The organism is Aquimonas sp., from assembly GCF_044377145.1.
Taxonomy (GTDB): domain Bacteria; phylum Pseudomonadota; class Gammaproteobacteria; order Xanthomonadales; family Xanthomonadaceae; genus Aquimonas.
Genome location: NZ_JBILJQ010000040.1, coordinates 14,763 through 35,347 on the forward strand (window position 1 = coordinate 14,763; position 20,585 = coordinate 35,347).

A 20,585-nucleotide genomic window follows, 5' to 3' on the forward strand; every position below is an offset into this window, starting at 1 on the left:
TTCCATCGCGCAAGAGAAAACCTCACCAAGGCATCGCTTCGCGCCGGCCTTCGCGCAACCGCATCGGCATCGAGTCCACCACGTCCAGCAGTTCCGACAGCTGCTCCGGAGTCGTACGCGAGGCTTTCAGCCCACCATCGAGCCCGATCAGATGCAGCCCCGGTGCATGCGCGCGTTCGCCGAGTAGATCGCGCACGGCGCCTGCCGCGTCTGAGCCTGCCACCGCCGGCATCAACGCCTCCGCTCCGCCCGACCAGCGCAAGCGATCACCCTGCAACTGCCACACGCTGAGCCTGCGCTCGCGCAATGCAGCCTGAGCTTCGCTCAAGCTGTGCTCGAGTCGAACCCAGGCGTGCTCGTCCAGAGCGGTGACGATGATCAGGCGCCGCTGCCACTGCTGGCTGTCGAGCCAGCTCGTGGCGGCGATCGCGTTGACACTTAGCAGCAGGACCAGCAGCGGCATGAACTTGGTCATGCCGAAGAGCATTTCGCGGGGTGGATGCAGGGGCGGTGAAGGCGGCCTCTGCAGCGCGGCGCATACAGCACACACTGGCGGGCCGCGGCCGCAGCCACCGGGACGCGACGAGCCACGATCCGCTGCGAGGCTGACGGATGGGCTCACGCGGCTGCCCCCGACGTTGGATCACGATCGTGATCACGCCCGAAGTCGCCGACAGAGTGTTGCCGGCGGCGGCTTACTCTGCGGATCGCGTACGGCCCGGTCTGTTGTCGGTCGGGATGCCGCGACGCGTTTTCATCAGAAACGCGCTTGTCATCAGCGCCCCCAGCAGCAGCCCTGTGACGTGTCCAGGTTTCGGATAGCCGGCATAGATCAGATCGAGCGAGAACGCCGCGATGATGGCGAATGCAAGCGAGAACAGCAGAAACTTCGTGCGGTCCGCGCCTGAGACGGCCAATGACACTCCGCACCCCGCGATCGCCATGACTGCCTGCGAGGCACCTGTGCCGAGGTTCCACGGTTGCTCCACGAATCCAGTGCTGACGAGCGTCGCGATGCACCCGGGCACGAGCCAGAGGAGAAGCATGCGGGCGAAGCCGATGTGACGTTCAATACCAATTCCCAAGAGGAGCATGCACAGCACGTTCAGCAGCATGTGCATTTGCTTGACGTGCACGAGCTATGCGGTGACCAGCCTCCATGGTTCGAAGTCGATGAGGTGGTGTAGCCGCACGCCGTAGTCTTCAAGTTCGACGATTCTGACTCTGCCGAACCACGTTCCAGCGATGTCGACGGCCACGTAAACGCTGACTGCGGCCGTTGCTGTACAGAGCAGCAGCGTGCCCCAGGGAAAGTGGCGCGGCAGCGACACTCGGGGCATGAAGGTTGAAGAGCGTTGAAGCATGCCATGCCCTTTTGAACAGCGCTGCCTGAAGCAGCGGAGGTGGTCAATGTGCGTCCGCGCGCTCGGGTCGTTCGCGCAGCGCCGAATGCTCGCGCGTCCAGATGGCGATTTGCGGGCAATCGGTGACTTTATGCGGCCGCGGGATCACCAAGCCCAGCACCTGCCTGATTGACGTGCGCGCCATCGAGCTCGCCTGCTTGGCGCGTGCTCGGCGCACTTTGTTCGACCTGCATGCGGCGACCCACAGCCTGATTGCCGCGGAGCTGCTGCAAGGTTTCGCGCAGGTCTATCGCGTCGAGGTCGAAGCGTAAGGGCTGTCGGTGGCGGTACGAGGCTCATACCGCGACCGGCGCGCCAGATCGCTGGCGGACGTGGTGCATCACTGGCTGATCGAGGTATGGCACCGATGTGCTCCGTGCGACCGGTACTCTCGCTGCGACTGACCACACCCTGATCGAGAACCGGGGAGCATCGCTCCCCGAATCCCGAATCCCGAATCCCGAACCTACTGCAAGCGCCCCGCGCCCGCGCTCGACGGGATGGTGTTGCCCAATTGAACCGGATCGCTCACCGGCGTGTAGCTGTAGGGTGGCTGCCAGCTGCTGATTGGCAGGCCGCTGCAGCCGGCCAGATGGGTGTCGACCTGCAGCGGCACCAGGGCGGTGACGTCGTCGCTACCAAACCACAGATTCTCGCCGCGGAAGCCGGTGGCGCTGCCGTGGTGGTGGACCAGCTTGCCGCAGATCTCGTTGTTGGCATTGATCTTCAGCCCCAGCACGTGGAAGAAGTTGCTTTGGGCCAGAACGTCGCCTTCGTAGGCGACCGCCATGCCGTTGCCCCATTTCCGGTTTGGCACCGAGGCGATGCTGCCCTCGTAGAAGTTGTTGTACAGGTGCACGCGGCCGTAGCGGACGCGCGGCATGCGCGCCTGGTTGTACTGCCAGTGGTTGCCGGTCATGGTGACCTTCAGCCGGCCGGCGTCGCTCCAGCGGCGGCCGTTGTCGCCGTTGCCGATCAGGTTGGTCTTGTCGTTGGAGTAGAACCGGCTGTTGCTGATGGTGACGAAGTTCGAGGCCCGAACCACATCAAGCGCGCCATCGCGGCGGGTCGCGGTATACACGCCGTCGTACTGGCCGGGGCCGATGGTGACGTGGTCGATCCACACCTGCTGCGCCCAGGCCACCACGATGCCGTCGTACTCGGCGTCGGCCGAGCCCGGGTTCACATCCCACGGCGTTTCGATCTCGAGATTGCGCACGATCACATTGCGCGTCCAGGCCGGATACTCTTCGGCATCGCGGCCCGCATTCACCCAGGCCTGAAAGTTGTTCTGCGGCTCAGGCACGGCGGGTGTATTGGCATGTGGCGGAGCGAACTCGCGGCCGATCGAGATCTGCGTGCCGGCAAAGCGCGCGGGTCGGCCTTGCGCATCGTTGATCCCGACCAGGGTAGTGTTCGACGGGATCACCAGGGTGCCGCCGACGCGCTGATCGGCGTAGCTGGTGTATTCCTCGTAGACACCGTTGGTGAAGCGGAAGTCGATCACCCCGACCACGCGGATGATCTTCGGCGTATTGCCGGCCGTGCTCAACGCGCTCAGCAATTCCTCCTTGGTGCGCACGGTGTAGACGTGCTCCGGCGTGGCTGCCGAGCCGCCGCTGATGAACACCGGGCCGTACTCGCTCCAGCCGCCCCAGCCGATTCGCGGCGCCCGTTCGCGCTCGAAGCTGAGCACGCCACCGGTCGGATCCGCCGGCAGGTTCTGGTAGTGGTTCACATGCACCGGCAGCGGCGGGGTGGCCACAAAACCGAGGTTGTCGACCGGCGCCGCATAGCTGCGCTGGCCCATGTTGGCGGGCATCGGTTGGCCCACCGGCAGCAGGCGCGCGTCGATGGGTTCGCCGCCGCCAGCGCTTGAGCTCGAACTCGAACTGTTGCTGCTGCTCGAACTGCTGCCAGCGCTTTCGCCGCCCTCGAAGCTGCTGACAAAGATCACCGCAACGGGGTTGGGCACCGAGCTGCTCGACGACGAGCTTGACGAAGTGCTGCTGGAGCTCGACGAGCTGCCGGGAAAGTTCAAGCAGGTGTCGATACGGCCGACGCCGGTGTTGGCCAGCACATGCGGTTTGACCTGATCCGCCGGCAAGGCGGTGTAGGCATAGGGCGGCGTGTAGCTGACGGTGGAGGCGATCTGCCCGTCGTTCTGCACCGTGCCGGGGGTATTGCCCCAGGAGCAGGGATTGTTGTCGCAGTTGGTCGGCAGCACGGTCCAGGTGACATTCTGGAAAAGGTTGTCGCCATTGGTGTCCCAGAAGCCGATCTGGCTGCTGTCCTGCGACACAACCACATTGGTCGAATCCTCGAAATGGGTGCCGTCGATGCGGATCCGAGCGCCCATGCGCGAGTTGATCGCGGTGGCGCGCACCCCGTGGTAGTAGTTGTTCAGCACATGACCTTCGCCGAAGCGGAACAGCGGCAGCCGCGAGTTGACGTTCGACCATCGGTTGGCGATGAAGCTGATGCGGCGGTTGGCGCTGTCGGTGTCGGATGAACCCCACAGCGAGGTCTTCCAGCTGTCGTGCAGGTAGTTGTAGGACAAGGTGACGTTGTTGACCGCACCCTTGCCGCTGACCAGCTCATCGTAGAAATCGATATCGACATCCAGCGAGTTGTAGAACTCGTTGTGGTCGATCCAGATATTGCTGGCCGGGCCTTCCAGACTGATCTGATCCTTGTCGCCGATGTTGACGTAGCGCATGGTCAGGTTGCGGATGATGATGTTGTTGGCGCGCCAGACCTTGATGCCGATGCCGTCGAACAGCGCGCCGGGCAGGCCAATGATCGAGACATTGTTCATGTCCTTCACCTCGAACTTGGTGACGCTGCCGCTGTTGGCCGGGCTGATGGTGCCGTCGATGAAGATGGTCAGCGGCTGCGGGTTGCCGACCTGGGTCAGCAGCTCGGCCGTGAGCGCGGTGCCGCTGTTGACCGTTGCCACCCGCCCACCGGCACCGCCGGTGGTGCCGCTGTCCATCGAAGCGAAGCCGGGCACGGTATTGGCCTGGGTGCAGCTGAGTGTGCCCGGGCCGGCGCCGGAGGACGACGAGGACGAGGAGCTGCTGGAGCTTGACGAGCTGCTGCTTGAGCTCGAACTTGAACTTGAACTGGAACTTGAGCTCGAACTGCCCGGCGGCGGACAGGTGGCGCTGCCGGTGGGGCCGTAGTCGATGCTGAGGTTGTCGATCAGCGCCTCCTCGTTGTTCTCCATCCGCACAACGAAGAACGAGTTGGGCGTGCCGACTGTCGAGGTCACGCTGTAGACCTGACCGGGCGTTAGATCGCCGACCACCGCGTTGTAGATCCGCGAGTTGACGCCGTGCATCGAGTTCGCCGCGCCGCTGGTGTTGTTGTCGACCTGGAACTGCAGGCGCCGGGTGGCATCCGTGCCGCTGCGGCCGACGTAGCAGAACGACACCGTGTACTGCCGGCTGAGGTCGAACACGCCGCTGCTGCTGGTATTGGTGCCGAGGGTGGCCGTGGTGGGTGTGGTGTTGCCGACGCTGAGCACCGCCCCCATCAGCCCGAGTGCGCCGTCGACGACGCGGGTGCGCGAGGTGGCGCTGCTGAAGTACATCGGTGATCCGGGCAGGCCCGGCAGGCTGCGATAGCCGGCGGTCAGCAGGGTGCTGCTGCTGGCAAGGTCGAAGTTCTCAAGGAACAGCGTGTTGCCGCTGCTGCTGGAGGAGGAACTCGAAGATGAGCTCGACTCGCTTGACGAGGAACTCGACTCACTCGAAGACGAGCTCGACTCGCTGGATGAAGAACTCGATTGGCTCGACGAGGAGCTGGACTCGCTCGACGACGAACTCGACTCGCTGCTGGAAGAGCTCGACGAGCTGCTCGAAGAGCTTGAGGAGCTTCCACCGCTGCAGGTTGCCAGCTGGGCCGTGCCCGCACCACCGGCGCTGATGGTCAGATTGTCGATCGCCACACTGCCACCGGACTCGGCGCGCAGCGCGATGAATGAGGTCGCCGAGCCGATGCTGGCACTGACGCTGACCACCGTATTGGCCGCCAGCGTGCCGATGTCGAGGTTGAGCAGGCGCGAGGCGCCACCGAGCGGCGAATTGGCCTGGCCGGTGCTGTTGTTGTCGACGTAGACCTGGAATTTTTTCTGCACCGCAGGATCGGTCAGGGTGGCCGAGCGCACGCACATCGACACGGTCCAGGTGGTGGACAGATCGAAGATGCCGCTGAAGGCGCTGCCGGCGGCGGTGGTCACGGTGGGCGTGGTGTTGCCGATGCTCAAACGCGCACCGGTCAATGACACTGCACCATCGGCAACTGCGACGGTGCCGGCAAGGCTGTGGAACATCTGGGTGGGCGGCGTGATGCCCGGCAGCGCGCGGTATTCCGGCGTGCGCAAGCTCGCCGTAGTGGCGCTATCGAAATCTTCGAAGAAGGGCAGGTTGGCCTGCGCGCTGGCAAGGCTCGGGCCGAACAGGAGGGCGGCCAGGCATGGCAGCAGACTGATCGGGGACAGTCGGGGCAGGAAGCGACGGGTGTTCGGATTTGAAGCGCGGCTCATGGGGGTGCTCCACGGGCGGACAGGCGCGGTTGTTGGCATCGTTCCTTGATGCCTGCGCCAACATGAAGCCGCGCGTCCGGCGGCCATCGTGATACCGGTGTCATCTGATTGGACGACACGATGGGCACTCGGCGTCCTGCGCTTGCAGTCCGCTCGGTGCCCGGAGGTTCGATGGCCGTGGCTGCGCCGTCAGGGCGCAACCCAAAGAAGACCGGCTGCAGGCCGGTCGTGCGCGGTTTTTCCGCGCTGTTCATCGCGTTGTGCAAACGCATCCGGCTGGATGCGTCCTCCCTTGGCGCAACGTGCGGCGCAAGTTGATTCTCCAATGGCACCGGTGTCAATGTGCACTGCAGCGAAGCCTGTTCAGCCGCGCCGGCAAGCATTCCAGGGGCGTTGCTGGCGGTTGCTGGTGGCGGTGCCGGCGGCCACACCGATGATGCAGAATGTTGCCGCCAAGAACATCACGGGCTCAGCCCAGAGGGAGAGTGACACGGTGGAGCCCGATGCCCCCGGCGCGCAGGCGCCTGTTGATTCGCCGGTCGGCCGCGCGGCCGGCAGCCACGCTGACTCGACTGATCGCTCCGGCGCTGAGCCGGCAGGCAATGCCCCAACGCGTACCGCGCTGCAGCGCCTGCGGCCGTTGGCGCTGAGCTGGCTGCCGCCGCTGCTGGTGCTGCTGATCGCTACAGCCAGTTTTGGTTGGCGCTACTGGGAGCCGCAGTCACTGTTCTGGGACGAGAACTATCACGTCGCCTCGGCCTACAAGCAGCTGGAAGGCGTGATGTACATGGAAACCCATCCGCCGCTGGGCAAGATGCTGATCGCCCTGGGGGAGTGGGCGACCGGCGCCAATGCCGGCATCGATCCAACGCCCTTGCTGCAGCACGACCATCTGGCCCAGTCCGATCTGCCGCCGGACTTCAGTTTTGTCGGCGTGCGTCTGGCCTCGGTGCTGTCGATGATCCTCGCCGCGCCCTTGCTGTTCGGGCTGCTGCGGCTGGCGACCGGCAGCCGTGCGGTGGCCTTGGCGTTTACCTGCCTGTTCGTGTTCGACAACGCCCTGGTGGTGCACACGCGGGCGGCGATGCTGGAGGGCATGCAGATCCTGTTTGCGCTGGCGACGCTGTACCTGCTGGCGCGTGCGCTGGCGCCCGGCGGGCGGATCCGGCTGTGGCATTACCTCGGCCTCGGCCTGCTGATCGGTCTGGCGCTGGCGGTGAAGTTGAACGCGGGCGTGCTGCTGCTGGTGCCGCCAGCCCTGCTGCTGGTGGAGTGCTGGCCGCAGCTGCGCGAGCGGCTGTGGCGGCCGGTCGCAAAGCGCGCGCTGCTGGCGGGCAGCGCGACGACCCTGGCGCTGCTGCTGATCTTCGGCGGCGTGTTCGCACTGCAGATCAGCCTGTCCGAACGCGTGATCGACGGTCGCACCTACAAGGCTTCGCCCGAATTTCTCGGCGCACTTGCACTCGGCCACGGCGCTGCGCCGAGCACCTGGGCCGTGGGCATCCGCGATCATCTGCGCTACATCGCCGAGTATTCCGAAGGTGTTCCGCGTCTGGATGTCTGCAAGCCCGGCGAGAACGGCAGCCCGCCGCTGCACTGGGTGCTCGGCGGCAAGACGATCAACTACCACTGGAACAAGACGGTCGAGAACGGCGTGGCCGAAGTCAGCTACACCTACCTGCTTGGCAACCCGCTGGTGTGGTTGCCGGTGCTGCTCGGGCTGGTGCTGTCCGGCAGCCTGGTGGTGGCGCGGCTGATCTACGGCGCCCCCGTGCACGACCGTCGCCTGTTCCTGTGGATCCTGCTGATGAGCAGCCTCTACCTCGGCTACATGCTGGCGATCCTGCAGATCGATCGGGTGATGTACCTCTACCACTACCTGCTGCCGCTGGTGTTCGGCATCGTCAATCTGGCCCTGGTGTTCACCTACCTGTTCCGCGAAGGCCTGGCCGCCGGGCGCCTGCATACGCGCCTCAATCTGGTCGGCATCGTTGGCCTGGTGTTGGCCGGCTTCTTCTGGTTCGCGCCGTTCACCTATAACCAGCCGCTCACCGAACAGGCGGTCGAGCAACGGCAGTGGATGTCGGTGTGGAAGCTGGAGCCGATCCGATGAGCCGCAGCCGGGTGTCGGAGTGGCTGCTGAGCCTGCTGCTGGTGGCGCTTGCGATCACGCTGTGGGTGTCGATGCGGCCGGCGCAGGTGCCGGCGGTGATCCTGCTTGAGATCAGCCGCAATGCGGTGCCGATCAACACCCTGGACCAGCCGCGCGAAATCGACTCGCGCCAGCAGCTGTGGATCGATCGCTTTGACCTGGCCAGCAACGGCCAGCTGCGCCACCCGCAGCTCGGCCAGATCGGCTACGGCGAGCAGTTCTTCATCGATGCCGAACTGCGCCTGCGCATGCGGCGCGCGGCCAGCCTGCGCTTCGAAGTGCAGAGCGACGATGGCTTCGCGCTGGAGATCGACGATCGCCGCGTGTGCGCCTTTGTCGGTCATCGGGCTCTGGCCGGGCAAAGCTGCCGCGTGCTGCTGGAGGAGGGCGAGCATCGCCTGCGCTTGTCGTACTTCCAGGCCGGCGGGCCGGCGGGATTGCTGGTGCGCTACGGCGAAGGCGGCGAGGGCCCGCTGACCTGGCTGGGCGAAGACACCGACTACCTGGAAGTGCTGCGCTGAAACTCGGCGCGCGCTGCGGATACGCGCAACGCGCCTACTTCGCCAGCGTGAGTTTGCCGCTGCCGTCCATACGGCCACCGCTACGGATCGATTCGATCGCGGCCTGATAGGCGGGTTCGAGATCGTCCGGGCCGTCGACACCGAAGCCCAGCTCGCGGATGCGGCCGTCCAGCAGGCCGTAGATCCAGGCGTGAACGGACAGCGCCTGGCCACGGCTCCAGGCATCGAGGACGATGGTGGTCTGGCAGACATTGGCGACCTGTTCGATCGCATTGAGCTCGCACAGGCGCGCGTGGCGTAGTGACTCAAGCTCGGTCGAATCGAGGATCGCGCTGTGTCGATGGGCGACATCGCCGACATGGCGCAGCCAGTAGTCGGCCAGCCCGACCCGCGTTTTCGCCATCGCCGCGTGCACGCCGGAACAGCCGTAGTGGCCGCAGACGATGATGTGCTCGACCTTGAGCACATCGACCGCGAACTGGATCGTCGACAGGCAGTTCAGATCGGTATGCACCACCACATTGGCGATGTTGCGATGGACGAACACCTCACCCGGCATCAGCCCGGTGACCTGGTTGGCCGGCACGCGCGAGTCCGAGCAGCCGATCCACAGATACTTGGGCGCCTGCTGGCGCGACAACCGCTTGAAGAACTCGGGGTCCTCGGCGCGTACGGTTTCGGCCCACTGGCGATTCTTGTCGAGCAGCTCGCGAAGTTGGGTCATGGCAGGGCAGGGCAGCGGAAGGCGGCGCGCATTCTATGGCAGGTCTGCGCCCTCACGACTCGGATTGCGAAGGCCGCGGCTGCGGCGTTGTCGCCGCGGGGGCAGTCGGTGGTACGGCGAGCGGCGGCGCCGGCGGTAGTGGCGCCGCTTCGCTGCTGCGCGGGGGCAGCTGCGACGACAATCGATCCAGGCTGCGGTCGAGCTGCTGGATACGCACATGCGAGCGCAGCATTTCGAGTTCCTTGACGAAATCGCGGGCGTCCTGGCGATCGCGCCACTTGATCCGCATCCGCACCCTGCCTTCTTCGGATTCCGGCAGGCCGTCCAGCACCTTGAGGTCGTTCACCCGCAGCTCGATCACCGGCATCAGCCACAGAAAGCCGGCGCGGTAGCGCACGCTCATCAATACCTCCAGCGGCACCCGCAGGCTGCGCTGGCCGGTCTTCACCACTCCGAACACGGCATCGCGGGTGGAGAACTGCAGCTCCAGACCGAGATCATCGAGCTTGGCCAGGCCCATCACCTCGGCAAAGCCGCCGTGGGCATCGAAACGGAATGACACGGTATCCATGGCGCGGGCCCGGTGAGTGATCGAACGCGAGGAGACTGCGGCAGGCGAGGCGGCGTGACAAGCCCGGCGCGACGGGGCGGCGGCCGTAGTGCGCTCGCTACACTCGCCCATCTTTGCGTTTTGCCATGAGGCGTTCATGAGGCTTCGATCGGGATACTCGCGGTTGGCCATTGGGCTTGGACTGGTTTCGATGATTGCGCTGGCCGTAGCGCTGCTGCTGTCGCCACCGCAGCCCGCGCCGCCGGAAGCTCTCAGCGACGGAGAGGCCACGCAGGCGACTGAACCCAGCGGAATCGAGCCTGCAACCGCACTCTACGTATTGGCGGCGACGAATGCGTCCGTGCCAGCAGGAGCGCCCGCACCATGACAACTCGCAGGATGTCCACCCCGGAGCCTACGCCCGCAGCGCCTCGCCAAGCCAACTGGCCGTTGCGAATGGCCGTCGTGCTGGTGCTGGTTGTGGCCCTGCTGTTGCTCACGGCGTGGGCGGTTCGACGGGCCGCGCCGGACGACGAGCTGGCGCGTGTGATCGCCGCTTGGCAGGCCCCGCCGCCAGCACCCGGGGCCAACGCGTTCGAGCACCTGTGGCTGATTGAATGGGATCTGCCAGAGGCGCAGCGCGCTGCCGTGTTTGCCGATGATCGCGAGCGCACGATCGAGCAGGCCAACGCTACTGCGGCAGCGCCTGCGGGCTCGGTGCCGGCGCCGGAGTACGTCAGCAGTGCAGAAGGGCGCTTCCCGCGCTGGGCGCTTGAAGACCAGCCACAACTCCAATGCGTGCGCGCCGAGGATGCTTGCCTCTCGGGCTTGTCAGAGATCGAACCCGAGGCTTGGCAGCGGCTGGAGCAGGCCGGCGGGCTGCGCGAGCGTATCGAGGCCGTGCATGGTTTTGGACATCTGCGCGCAGACGATGCGCTGCATTTCGCGAGCTTTGCGAGTGCCGCTACACAGCGCAGTCATACAACTCGCATTGCGCTCGCAATCGCCGCCAGGACCTTTCGCGAGCAGAGCCCCGTACAAGGATTGAGCCTGGCCTGCCGAGAGGTCGCGACAGCGCGGCGTTTTGCCGGCCACAGTGCGCACCTGATCGCCCGCATGATCAAGTCAAGCCTGCTGCGCGCGAGCCTGCGCCTGGTGGGAGAGCTGCTCGCTGAGTATCCGCTGCAGGCTCCTCTTCCGACGGAGTGCGCGCTGCTGGCTCAGCCGCCCGAGCCCGAGGTCGGCTCGATGTGCGCCGTCGCTGGGGCCGAGAACCGCTGGATGCGTCACGCACTGCTGCTGGCCGTGGAGCAGGGGAGCGCCGATGTCTGGTCTGCCGACCTCGGCGATCCTTCAAGCCCGCTTTTCGACGTGGGCCTGAGCGTGCAGTGGCACGCTCGCGCGCTGGCCTGGTCTTGCGATCAAGGCGTGCTTGAACAAGTGCGGTCGGACGATCCTGCCGCGATCGCCCGCGTCAGCCAATGGCCCGCAGATCCACCTGTCCTGCAGTGCATCGTCAATCCCGTGGGTTGCACCTTGGCGCGGGTTGCCCAGCCAGACTACAGCCGCTACGTGGCCCGCGGCATGGACGATCTGGCGGTGCTGCGGATGGGGCAGCTGCTGATCCAGCTGCGTGAGGCGCAAGCGCGCGGCGAAGATTCCGATGTGGCCCTGGCGCGGCTGGCGCGTCCCATCCTGAATCAGCGTCGATGGAAGCTCACCAAATCTGGAACGCTTGAGCTGGAGATGTACGAGGTCTCACGACAGGCAACGATCGCTTGGCCTGTTCCAGGCAGCCGTGTGGCGGCTGCCAACGATTGATTGTCTCCGTGGTGGTCCACCGCGCTTCTGCGAGCCCGTGCTGGCGTCGAGATGCCGGCCGCCGGCCCTGGGAGCCCTGCCACCCCGGGACTGCTGGCGCTGACCACGCTCGACATACGTACACGCCTGTATTGATCGCCGACCCGCGCCAACGCGGCTCGACAAGGCGGGCGAGCGAGACTGAATGCCTCCACTTCGCGCCCGTGAAGAGGTCCGCCTATCCGCATGCGCCGCGCGCCGCCGGCTGATAAGGTGCTCGGCTCGCCCGCTGCCGGACTCCGGATGAAAGCCCCTGCGCCCCTGCTGGAACTGATGGAACTCGGCATCATCGATGCCGTGCTGCGGCCTCTGAAAAGCGGCAAGGAAGCGGCGGTCTATGTGGTGCGGCGTGGCGATGAGATTTGCTGCGCCAAGGTCTACAAGGACATGGCGCAGCGCAGCTTCCAGAACCGGGTGCAGTACCAGGAAGGCCGCAAGGCCCGTGGCAGCCGCGAGTCGCGGGCGATGGGCAAGGCCAGCAAGTTCGGCAAGCGCGAGGCCGAGGCCGCGTGGAAGAGCGCTGAAGTCGACGCGCTGTACCGCTTCTTCGAGGCCGGCGTGCGCGTGCCCAAGCCCTACGGTTTCTACGGCGGCGTGCTGGTGATGGAGCTGGTCACCGACGCCAGCGGCGGCGCGTCGCCGCGCCTGGGCGAGGTGCAGCTGGAACCCGACGTGGCCCGCGATTACCACCTGCGGCTGATCCGTGAAGTGGTGCGCATGCTCTGCTGCGGGCTGATCCACGGCGATCTGTCGGAATACAACGTGTTGGTCGATGCGCAGGGCCCGGTGGTGATCGACTTCCCGCAGGTGGTGGACGCCGCCGGCAACAACGCCGCCCGCGACCTGCTGCGTCGCGACGTGAACAATCTCAGCATCAGCCTCGGCCGCTTCGCCCCCGAGCTGATGCTCACCCGCTACGCCGAAGAAATGTGGGCCCTGTTCCAGAGTGGCGAGCTGACGCCCGAATCGGTGCTGACCGGCGAGTTCGAGGAAGTCCAGTCCGAAGTCGACCTCGATGCGATCGAATGGGCGATTCGCGATGCGCGGGAGGAAGCCCTGATCCGCGAGCAGGGGCGGCAGGCTGCGGCTGAGGCTGACTGAGCGCGCTTCCACGCTGTCAGGCGCGGGGCGCGTGGAGTCGGCGTCCGCGTTGGACCCTTGGAACTGTTCGGTCGGGTGTGTTTCTGCGGCTCAGTGCGGCAGCAGTTTGCCGGCGAGAAGCAGGCCGAGGATCAGAGCACCGAGTGCGACCCTGTACCAGACAAAGGGCCAGTAGCCCTGGCTGCTGACGATCCGCAGGAACACCACGATGACGCCGTAGCCGACGAAGAATGCGGTCACCGTCGCCAGGATGGTTGGGCCTGCGGCAATCGGTCCGGCAACGCCCCAGCTTTTGTAAACCTGATAGAAGCCCGACGCGAATACCGCGGGGATGGCAAGCAGAAACGAATAGCGCGCAGCGGCTTCGCGGCTGTAGCCCATGAGCAGCCCGGCGGTGATCGTGCCGCCGGAGCGTGAGACGCCCGGGATCAATGCCATCGCCTGCGCGAAGCCGAAGATGATGCCGTCGCGCCAGCTCATCGCCGTCAGCGCTTTCTGCTTCGATCCGAAACGATCGGCCGCGCCGAGAAACAGCCCGAACACGATCAGCATCACCGCGGTGATGTACAGATTGCGCAGATGGGTTTCGATCGCCTCCTGGAACACCAGCCCCAGTACGGCGATGGGCAGGCTGCCCCAGATGACCAGCCAACCCAGCCGCGCATCGTGATCGGGCGCGGCCTGCCGGCGGCCGAGCGAGCGCAGCCAGGCATTGGCGATCCGCCAGATGTCGTGGCGAAAGTAGATCAAAACGGCGAGTTCGGTGCCGATCTGGGTGATGGCGGTAAACGCCGCGCCGGGATCAGTGCCCGAGGGCAACAGTGGGCCGATGATGCGCAGATGCGCGCTTGAGGAAATCGGCAGAAACTCGGTCAAGCCTTGAAGCAGGCCGAGAAAGGCCGCTTCCAGCCACTGGATCAAGGAAATTTTTTCGTCCGCCACCGGTGATCCAGATCTTCTGCTGAGCTGCCGGCATTATCGCCCGGTGACAGCCTGCGCGGCGGGGCGGCACGCGGTTCCTGCGATCACTTGTCGCACTTCGACTGGCCGCGCAGCGCCGCCGTTGTGCCAAGTCCAGACGATCGCCGCGCGGGTCAAACCGCGGGTTGGCATGCCATCCATGATCCATGGACAATCGCCGGCACCCTTACTCGGCCTCGCCCCATGACACCGCCCCCGACCGTCGCCGCCGACGGCGCTTCAGCATTGCCGCGACAGATTCCCTACATCATCGGCAACGAGGCCTGCGAGCGCTTCAGCTTTTACGGGATGCGCAACATCCTGGTGCCCTTTCTGATCGGCTCGGTCCTGCTGGGCTACCTGCCCGAAGGCTCGGCGCGCGAGGGCGCGGCGAAGGACATCTTCCACAGCTTCGTGATCGGCGTGTACTTCTTTCCGCTGCTGGGCGGCTGGTTGTCCGACCGCTACTTCGGCAAGTACAACACCGTGCTGTGGTTCTCGCTGATCTACTGCGCCGGTCACGCCTGCCTGGCTGTGTTCGAGTCGCATGCGGCGGGCTTCTACACCGGCCTGTTCCTGATCGCGCTGGGCTCCGGCGGCATCAAGCCGCTGGTGGTCAGTTTCTGCGGCGACCAGTTCGACCAGAGCAACAAGAGCCGCGCCAAGGTGGTGTTCGACGCCTTCTACTGGATCATCAATTTCGGCTCGTTCTTCGCCTCATTGCTCGCGCCGCTGTTCCTGCTCCATCTCGGTCCAGCCTGGGCCTTCGGTATTCCGGGCGTGCTGATGTTCATCGCCACGCTGATCTTCTGGGCGGGCCGCAAGCGCTATGTGAATGTGCCGCCCTCCGGTCCCGATCCGAACTCCTTCCTGCAGGTGGTGAAGTCGGCTCTCCTGCTCCGTGGTTATGGCGGCGGAACCCTGGTCGCCGCCATCGGCGCGCTGGCAGCGCTGCTGATCATGGGCCTGTGGACGCTCGGCGCGACGACCGGAACAAGCCTGCTGCCGCAGGGCTGGGGCTTTGTGATCTGCGCCTGCCTTGCCCTGGGCGCGCTGATCGCCGGCACCGGCTGGGGTGCATCGCTGCAGCTGGAGCGCGCCCGCGGCCTGCATCCGGATACCGCGGTCGACGGCGTACGCGCGGTGCTGCGCATCCTGATCGTGTTCGCCCTGGTCACGCCGTTCTGGTCCTTGTTCGATCAGAAGGCCTCGACCTGGATCATCCAGGGCAATCAGATGCTGATCCCGCACGAGGCCTGGTGGTGGCCGAGCTGGTTGATCCAGAACGCCGCGCAGATGCAGGCCTTGAATCCGCTGCTGGTGATGCTGCTGATTCCGTTCAACAACATCGTGCTGTACCCGGCGCTGCGACGGCTGGGGGTGCAGGTCACCACGCTGCGCCGGATGGGATGGGGCATCGCGCTGTCGGGCGTATCGTGGGTTGCGGCCGGCGTGATCCAGCTGTGGATCGACAGCGGGGCCGAAGTGTCGATCGCCTGGCAGTCCGTGCCCTACCTCTTGCTGACGCTTGGCGAAGTGCTGGTGTCGGCGACCGCGCTGGAGTTCGCCTACAGCCAGGCGCCGATGGCGATGAAGGGCGTGATCATGGCCTTCTGGTATCTGACCAGCACCTTCGGTGGCCTGTGGGTGCTGCTGACCAATGCCAGCGTGCGCAACCCGGCGGTGATCGAGTGGATCACCGCGCGCGGCTGGACCGAGAACGCGTTCCTGATGTTCTTCTTCGCCGGCTTCGCGATGCTCGCGGCGCTGGCGTTCGCTGCGTATGCGCGGAGTTATCCGATGCAGGAGCACTACCGGGCCCATTGAGGCTGGAAATGGCGGTCACCGCGGCGTTGAAGTCGGCGGGTGCTGCCTATCGCGCCGCGGGGCTGCAGCTTTGGATCGATCCCGACGGGCTGAAGCCCAGCGGGATCGACCCGCTTCAGGCGATCTCAGTTCCACCTCTTCGCTTGGCCTGCAGCGCCTGTCTTGCTTGGGCGCGGGCGCGGCCGCGGTCGGCGGCGGTTTCCTGCGGGCCTTCGTCGCCGAGGAAGCGCGCCAGTGATTCAACGGTCGTGTAGCGGAACAGGTCGGTCATCTGGATCGGCTTGTCGAAGCGTTCGCGCAGCTCGCGCAGCAGCTGCACCACCAGCAGCGAATGGCCGCCGAGATCGAAGAAGTTGTCGCGGGTGCCGACGCTTTCCAGCCCCAGGGCGCGCGCCCACAGCTCGGCCACGCGACGTTCGATATCCGAGGCCGGCGCCACCGGCGCGCGGGTGGCGAGGCGACGCAGGCCGGGTGCGGGCAGGGCCTTGCGGTCGAGCTTGCCGTTGGGCGTCCGCGGCAGCTCGGCCAATGGCATCAGCAGGCTGGGCCGCATGAACTCCGGCAGGGACTGCGCCAGCAGCGCCGAGCGTTCGGTCAGGTCGGCGTCGGACAGGCCGGGCGCGCGCACGTAGCCGACCAGGCGTTGGTCGCCGGGGCTGTCTTCGCGCAGCAGCACGGCGGCCTCCAGAATGCCGGGCAGCTCGCACAGCCGCGCTTCGATCTCGCCCAGCTCGACCCGGTAGCCACGGATCTTGATCTGCTGGTCGACCCGGCCCAGGCATTCGAAGCGGCCATCCTCGCGCAGGCGGCCGAGGTCGCCGGTGCGGTACAGGTGCGCATTGGCACTCAGCGGAACGAAACCATCGGGTAGGAAACGCTCGGCGCTAAGCTCCGGGCGCTGCCAGTAGCCAACGGTGACGCCGCCGCCGCCGATCACGATCTCACCGGCCAGGCCGGCCGGCAGCGGCTGTTGGCGTGGGTCGAGGATGTGCAGACGCTGGCCGGCCAGCGGGCGGCCGATCGGCGTGGTGCTGGCGCGGGTGTCGGCATCGACGTCGCCGGCAGACGACCACACCGTGGTTTCGGTTGGCCCGTAGACATTGCTGATGCGTTTGACGCCGAGGCCGCGCAGGCGCTGCGCCAGTGCCGGCGACAGCGCTTCGCCGCCCAGCAGCAGGTGATCGAGGCGGCCGAGCTGGGCCGCGCAGGCCGGGTCTTCGGCCAGCATCGCCGCCATCGAGGGCGTGCACTGCAGATGGCTTGCGCCCTCGCGCTCCAGCAGGGCGGGCAGGCTGTAGTCGGTGCGGCGGCCGAACGCGCTGATGCCGCGCTCGGCGCTGAGCGCGCGCAGTTCGTTGAGCCGCGGCAGATGCGCCAGCACCAGCTCGGTGTCGATGCCGAAATCGATCAGGCAGGCGATCTCGTCGACGTCGGCCGCGGCCGCACGCTCGACCATCGCCAATGCGTCGGTCGGTGAACCAAACAGGCCGCTCTCGTTGAAATAGCGCTGGAAGGCGAACTCCAGCAGCGCATCCAGATCGGCCTCGTTGGCCTCGGCAAAAAAGGCGTCGAGGCTCTTGCCCTGTTCGGCGCTCAGCTGCTGCTTGAAGGTGGGGAAGTGCCAGGCCGCCGCCTTGACCAGAGCCATCGCGCTGCGCAGGTAGTCCTTCATCGGGCCGCGTACCGCGGCTTCGACCTGCTGCAGGCTGTCGCCCACAAAGGTGTGCAGCATCAGGGTGACCACGCCGCGTCCGCTGTGGCCGGCCTCGCGATAGGCGCGGCGGTAGGACTGAATCTTGGCGCTGACTTCTTCCACCGTTTGCCCGAGCAGATGGGTGAGCACGTTGGCGCCCATGCGACCGGCCTCGGCGAAGGTCTCCGGGTTGCCGGCGGTGGTGACCCAGATCGGCAGCTCGGGCTGGATCGGCCGCGGCAGGGTGCGCACCGCGACCTCACCCTTGGGGCCGGGGAACATCAGGGTTTCTCCGCGCCACAGGCGCTGCACCTGGGCGGCCGATTCGAACATCACCCGCTTGGCCTCGGCGTGGTTCTCCGGGCGCAGGGCGAAGTCGGGCGCGGCCCAGCCAGCGGCGATCGACAGGCCGACGCGGCCATTGCTGAGGTTGTCGACCATCGCCCATTCCTCGGCGATGCGGATCGGATGGTGCAGCGGCACCACGCAGCTGCCGGCGCGCAGAGCGACTTTGTGGGTGATGGTCGCCAGCGCGGCCGAGGTGATCGCCGGGTTCGGATACAGGCCGCCGAACGCCGCGAAGTGACGCTCCGGCGTCCACACCGCAGTGAAGCCGTTGGCATCGGCATAGCGCGCGCTGTCGAGCAGCAGACGGTACTTGTCGCCGCTGCCCAGGTCTTCCTCGCGCGCCACGTTCCAGAAGAACAGGCCGAACTCGATCGGCGTTGCCTGCGCATCGGCGCGCCGGGTCTGCGACTGCTGGCGGCGGGCGTCGGCATACAGCACGACCCGGTAGCCGCGGGCCAGCGTCCACAGCAGCTCCAGCACCGAGATGTCGAAGCTGATGCTGGTCACCGCCAGCCAGGTGCCGGCCTGCGAGCCCAGCACCTCATCCATGCCGGCGAAGAAGCGCAGGACATTCGCGTGCTGAACCATCACGCCCTTGGGCCGGCCGGTGCTGCCCGAGGTGTAGATCAGGTAGGCCAGTGCATCGGCCGGCAGTGGCGCGGTGTCGAGCGCGGCTTCAGGCGCCTCGGCTTCGATGCGCAAGGTGTTGGCGTGGCTCAGCAGCGGCGCGGATTCGGCGTCGCACAGCAGCAAGGCGAGCTGTGCATCTTCGGCCATGTAGGCCAGGCGCTCGGGCGGGTACAGCGGGTCCAGCGGCACGTAGGCAGCGCCGGCTTTCAAGGTCGCGAGCAGGCCGACCACCAGCGCGGTCGAGCGCTGCAGCAGCAGGCCGACGCGGTCGCCCGGTTTGACCCCAGCGCCAGCCAAGCGCCGCGCCAATTGCTCGGCGCGGGCGTCGAGTTCGGCATAGCTCAGGCGCTCGTCCTCGAAGCACAGCGCTTCGCGCTCCGGCGTGGCTGCGGCCTGGGCAGCAATCAAGGCATGCACGCTGGCGGCGCGCAGCGGGCTGTGTTCGGCATCGCTGAAGGCCGGTCCCTGCGCCAGCTGCATCAGTCGCGCTCGCTCGGCGGCGTCGAGCAGATCGAGCGCACCGGCGGCGGTGTCGGGCTGGGCCTCGGCGTGGGCGAGCAGGGCACTGTGCGCGGCGATCAGGCGGGCGAAACCGCTGGCGCTGAAGTGGGCGGCATCGGCGCGCAGCAGCAGATTGTCGGCCGTATCCCAGTACAGACACAGCGGCGCTTCGGCCGCGGCGGGCAAGGCCTCCAGGGTCGACACGCGCAGCAGGCGCAGCGGCAGCTCGGCCGGCAGCAGCGCGCCGCGCAGGGAGGGTTCGCGTGCGTAGACGTCGGTGAGCAGCCCGCCGGCGCGTTCGCTGATGTCCAGCGCGGCCTGCAGCTGGGCCTCGAAACTGTTCAGTGGCTGCGCGAAGTCGGGGCTGAGCACCCGCGGCAGCAGGCCCGACACGCAGCGTTCGATCGCAGCTGCACGCGCCTCGGCGGCCAGTGGACGCAGCGCCAGGGGCAGACTGTCGAGGCAGGCGCAGCGGGCCAGGCTGAGCAGCAGGCTGGCGACGCCGCGCAAACCCTGCACCTGCAGCGCCTGTTGATGCAGGCCGACCGCGCTGGAGGCTTCCGCGAACGGCAGGCCCGCGGGCTCGATCTGGCGCAGCGCGCGCTTGAGCGCGGCCTCGTGCGTGGCGGCGGCTTTGACTGCAGCGGTGAGCGCCGATCCGTCGCTGGCATCCAGCAGCGGCAGCCGCGCGCCGACGCGGATGTCGTCGTCGGTGCTGGCGAGGGCGGCGAAGTCGATCGGTGCGCCGCGCAGACAGGTCAGCGCGTCGATGCGCAGCGCACCCTCGCCGCAGCGGATGCTCAGTGCATCGGGCTGAACGCTCATCACCTCGCCGGGCGCGCCAGCGCAGGCATCAATGGCCCGCGCCGACCGTACCAGCAGATCGCGCCCGGCCAGACGCAGGCGCGGCAGCAGCACGGGATTGGCGTAGCTGCCGAAATCCAGCGCCCGCACCTGCTGCGCCAGCTGCGCGGCGGGCCGGCTGAAATCGAGGATGCCGGCCGCGGTCGGTCGCGCGTTCGCACCGAAGTAGCTGCGCTGGCTGAAGTCCTGCGCCAGTGGCTGCAGGGCGTCGGCGTCGAGCGCATCCAGCAGGGCATCGAAGCTGGCCAGGCCGGCCTCGTAGCACTGCGTGTTCAGGCCGAAGGCGGTGCTGTCGGGCGCGATCTCGAAGTGCTGCTGCACCAGCAGCTCGCCGGCATCGGCACGCGCCGCCATTCGATGCCAGCTGACGCCGTGCTGATGCTCGCCGTGAAGCAGCGCCCACACCGGTGCGTTGAGGCCGGCATAGCGGGGCAGGGGGCCGTCGTGGAAGTTGATGGCGGCGAGCCTGGGCAGCTCGATCAAAGCCGTCGGCAGCATGCGCAGCCAGGTGATGTTCAACAGTAGATCGAATTCGCCAGGCGGCTGCGCAAGCAGGGCGTCATGGTGATGGTGCAGGCGAAACGCATGGCTCTGCGCCCAGGCCTGCAGGCGCGGCTGGTCGCTGACCACGGCGACGATGAGGTGGCCGCGTGCGCGAAGGCGCTCGCCGCATTCGATCATCAGGGACTGTTCGCCCAGCAGGACACAGCGCAGGCGGCGAGAGGGCGAGTTCGGCGGGTTGTGGGTCATGTGTGGTGTCGGCTGGGTTGAGGTTTGAGCCCACATCGAGCGTCCGGCTTTGGTCGGGACCGCGGCTGGGGCATTGTCGAACGGGCATGCAAAATGCGATTCTTATCACACTTTATGCCACTTGATCGCCCGAGCCGCTGCCAGGCCCGGGC

13 protein-coding genes are annotated in these 20,585 nt (G+C 66.7%); 6 read left to right on the forward strand and 7 right to left on the reverse strand.

Annotation, left to right across the window (positions count from 1 at the left end):
• Window positions 1–22 precede the first annotated feature (22 nt).
• Together ACIQ7H_RS12920 and ACIQ7H_RS12925 are read right to left on the reverse strand one after the other, a co-directional pair.
• Complete coding sequence (locus ACIQ7H_RS12920; protein WP_395792088.1) at window positions 23–475, reverse strand: DUF4174 domain-containing protein; 453 nt, start codon at window positions 473–475, stop codon at window positions 23–25.
• 220 nt (window positions 476–695) lie between these two features.
• Window positions 696–1,136 (reverse strand): rhomboid family intramembrane serine protease, encoded by a 441-nt coding sequence (locus ACIQ7H_RS12925; RefSeq protein WP_395792090.1) that lies wholly within the window; start codon window positions 1,134–1,136, stop codon window positions 696–698.
• 329 nt (window positions 1,137–1,465) lie between these two features.
• On the opposite strand from ACIQ7H_RS12925, the gene ACIQ7H_RS12930 reads away from it, so the two are divergent.
• Window positions 1,466–1,675, forward strand: a complete 210-nt coding sequence (locus ACIQ7H_RS12930) for a hypothetical protein (RefSeq protein WP_395792092.1) — start codon at window positions 1,466–1,468, stop codon at window positions 1,673–1,675.
• A gap of 194 nt (window positions 1,676–1,869) precedes the next feature.
• Here the strand turns inward: ACIQ7H_RS12930 and ACIQ7H_RS12935 are convergent, their stop codons facing one another.
• A complete protein-coding gene (locus ACIQ7H_RS12935) occupies window positions 1,870–5,952 on the reverse strand; it encodes a polysaccharide lyase family 1 protein (protein WP_395792094.1) in 4,083 nt (1,360 codons plus the stop codon).
• A 433-nt stretch (window positions 5,953–6,385) separates the two neighbouring features.
• Here ACIQ7H_RS12935 and ACIQ7H_RS12940 point away from each other — a divergent pair, with 433 nt between their 5' ends.
• Together ACIQ7H_RS12940 and ACIQ7H_RS12945 are read left to right on the forward strand one after the other, a co-directional pair.
• The gene (locus ACIQ7H_RS12940) at window positions 6,386–8,065 is read left to right on the forward strand and encodes a phospholipid carrier-dependent glycosyltransferase (RefSeq protein WP_395792096.1); all 1,680 of its coding nucleotides are present in this window, start codon (window positions 6,386–6,388) and stop codon (window positions 8,063–8,065) included.
• Complete coding sequence (locus ACIQ7H_RS12945; RefSeq protein WP_395792098.1) at window positions 8,062–8,625, forward strand: hypothetical protein; 564 nt, start codon at window positions 8,062–8,064, stop codon at window positions 8,623–8,625. Before ACIQ7H_RS12940 ends, ACIQ7H_RS12945 begins: the two co-directional genes overlap by 4 nt.
• A gap of 34 nt (window positions 8,626–8,659) precedes the next feature.
• On the opposite strand, the gene can is transcribed toward ACIQ7H_RS12945, so the two are convergent.
• Together can and ACIQ7H_RS12955 are read right to left on the reverse strand one after the other, a co-directional pair.
• Window positions 8,660–9,349 carry a carbonate dehydratase gene (gene can, locus ACIQ7H_RS12950; protein ID WP_395792100.1) on the reverse strand — a complete coding sequence of 230 codons (690 nt, stop codon included), beginning with the start codon at window positions 9,347–9,349 and terminating at the stop codon, window positions 8,660–8,662.
• A gap of 52 nt (window positions 9,350–9,401) precedes the next feature.
• Window positions 9,402–9,920, reverse strand: a complete 519-nt coding sequence (locus ACIQ7H_RS12955) for a hypothetical protein (RefSeq protein WP_395792102.1) — start codon at window positions 9,918–9,920, stop codon at window positions 9,402–9,404.
• Between the two features lie 363 nt (window positions 9,921–10,283).
• On the opposite strand from ACIQ7H_RS12955, the gene ACIQ7H_RS12960 reads away from it, so the two are divergent.
• Together ACIQ7H_RS12960 and ACIQ7H_RS12965 are read left to right on the forward strand one after the other, a co-directional pair.
• Window positions 10,284–11,720: a hypothetical protein gene (locus ACIQ7H_RS12960; protein WP_395792104.1), complete on the forward strand. Its 1,437-nt coding sequence runs from the start codon at window positions 10,284–10,286 to the stop codon at window positions 11,718–11,720.
• A gap of 282 nt (window positions 11,721–12,002) precedes the next feature.
• Window positions 12,003–12,860, forward strand: a complete 858-nt coding sequence (locus ACIQ7H_RS12965; protein ID WP_395792106.1) for a PA4780 family RIO1-like protein kinase — start codon at window positions 12,003–12,005, stop codon at window positions 12,858–12,860.
• A gap of 90 nt (window positions 12,861–12,950) precedes the next feature.
• On the opposite strand, the gene ACIQ7H_RS12970 is transcribed toward ACIQ7H_RS12965, so the two are convergent.
• The gene (locus ACIQ7H_RS12970; RefSeq protein ID WP_395792108.1) at window positions 12,951–13,802 is read right to left on the reverse strand and encodes an undecaprenyl-diphosphate phosphatase; all 852 of its coding nucleotides are present in this window, start codon (window positions 13,800–13,802) and stop codon (window positions 12,951–12,953) included.
• 222 nt (window positions 13,803–14,024) lie between these two features.
• Between ACIQ7H_RS12970 and ACIQ7H_RS12975 the strand changes: the two genes are divergently transcribed.
• Window positions 14,025–15,647, forward strand: coding sequence for an oligopeptide:H+ symporter (locus ACIQ7H_RS12975; protein WP_395792110.1), 1,623 nt, complete (start codon window positions 14,025–14,027; stop codon window positions 15,645–15,647).
• A 115-nt stretch (window positions 15,648–15,762) separates the two neighbouring features.
• On the opposite strand, the gene ACIQ7H_RS12980 is transcribed toward ACIQ7H_RS12975, so the two are convergent.
• Entirely contained in the window at window positions 15,763–20,433 is a 4,671-nt protein-coding gene (locus ACIQ7H_RS12980; protein ID WP_395792112.1) for a MupA/Atu3671 family FMN-dependent luciferase-like monooxygenase, read from the reverse strand.
• Between the last annotated feature and the right edge of the window lie 152 nt (window positions 20,434–20,585).

Coding starts and splice junctions, on each gene's coding strand:
- ACIQ7H_RS12920 (WP_395792088.1), bottom strand. CDS start 475: ATGACCAAGTTCATGCCGCTGCTGGTCCTGCTGCTAAGTGTCAACGCG.
- ACIQ7H_RS12930 (WP_395792092.1), top strand. CDS start 1,466: ATGGCGATTTGCGGGCAATCGGTGACTTTATGCGGCCGCGGGATCACC.
- ACIQ7H_RS12935 (WP_395792094.1), bottom strand. CDS start 5,952: ATGAGCCGCGCTTCAAATCCGAACACCCGTCGCTTCCTGCCCCGACTG.
- ACIQ7H_RS12940 (WP_395792096.1), top strand. CDS start 6,386: ATGATGCAGAATGTTGCCGCCAAGAACATCACGGGCTCAGCCCAGAGG.
- ACIQ7H_RS12945 (WP_395792098.1), top strand. CDS start 8,062: ATGAGCCGCAGCCGGGTGTCGGAGTGGCTGCTGAGCCTGCTGCTGGTG.
- can (WP_395792100.1), bottom strand. CDS start 9,349: ATGACCCAACTTCGCGAGCTGCTCGACAAGAATCGCCAGTGGGCCGAA.
- ACIQ7H_RS12955 (WP_395792102.1), bottom strand. CDS start 9,920: ATGGATACCGTGTCATTCCGTTTCGATGCCCACGGCGGCTTTGCCGAG.
- ACIQ7H_RS12960 (WP_395792104.1), top strand. CDS start 10,284: ATGACAACTCGCAGGATGTCCACCCCGGAGCCTACGCCCGCAGCGCCT.
- ACIQ7H_RS12965 (WP_395792106.1), top strand. CDS start 12,003: ATGAAAGCCCCTGCGCCCCTGCTGGAACTGATGGAACTCGGCATCATC.
- ACIQ7H_RS12975 (WP_395792110.1), top strand. CDS start 14,025: ATGACACCGCCCCCGACCGTCGCCGCCGACGGCGCTTCAGCATTGCCG.
- ACIQ7H_RS12980 (WP_395792112.1), bottom strand. CDS start 20,433: ATGACCCACAACCCGCCGAACTCGCCCTCTCGCCGCCTGCGCTGTGTC.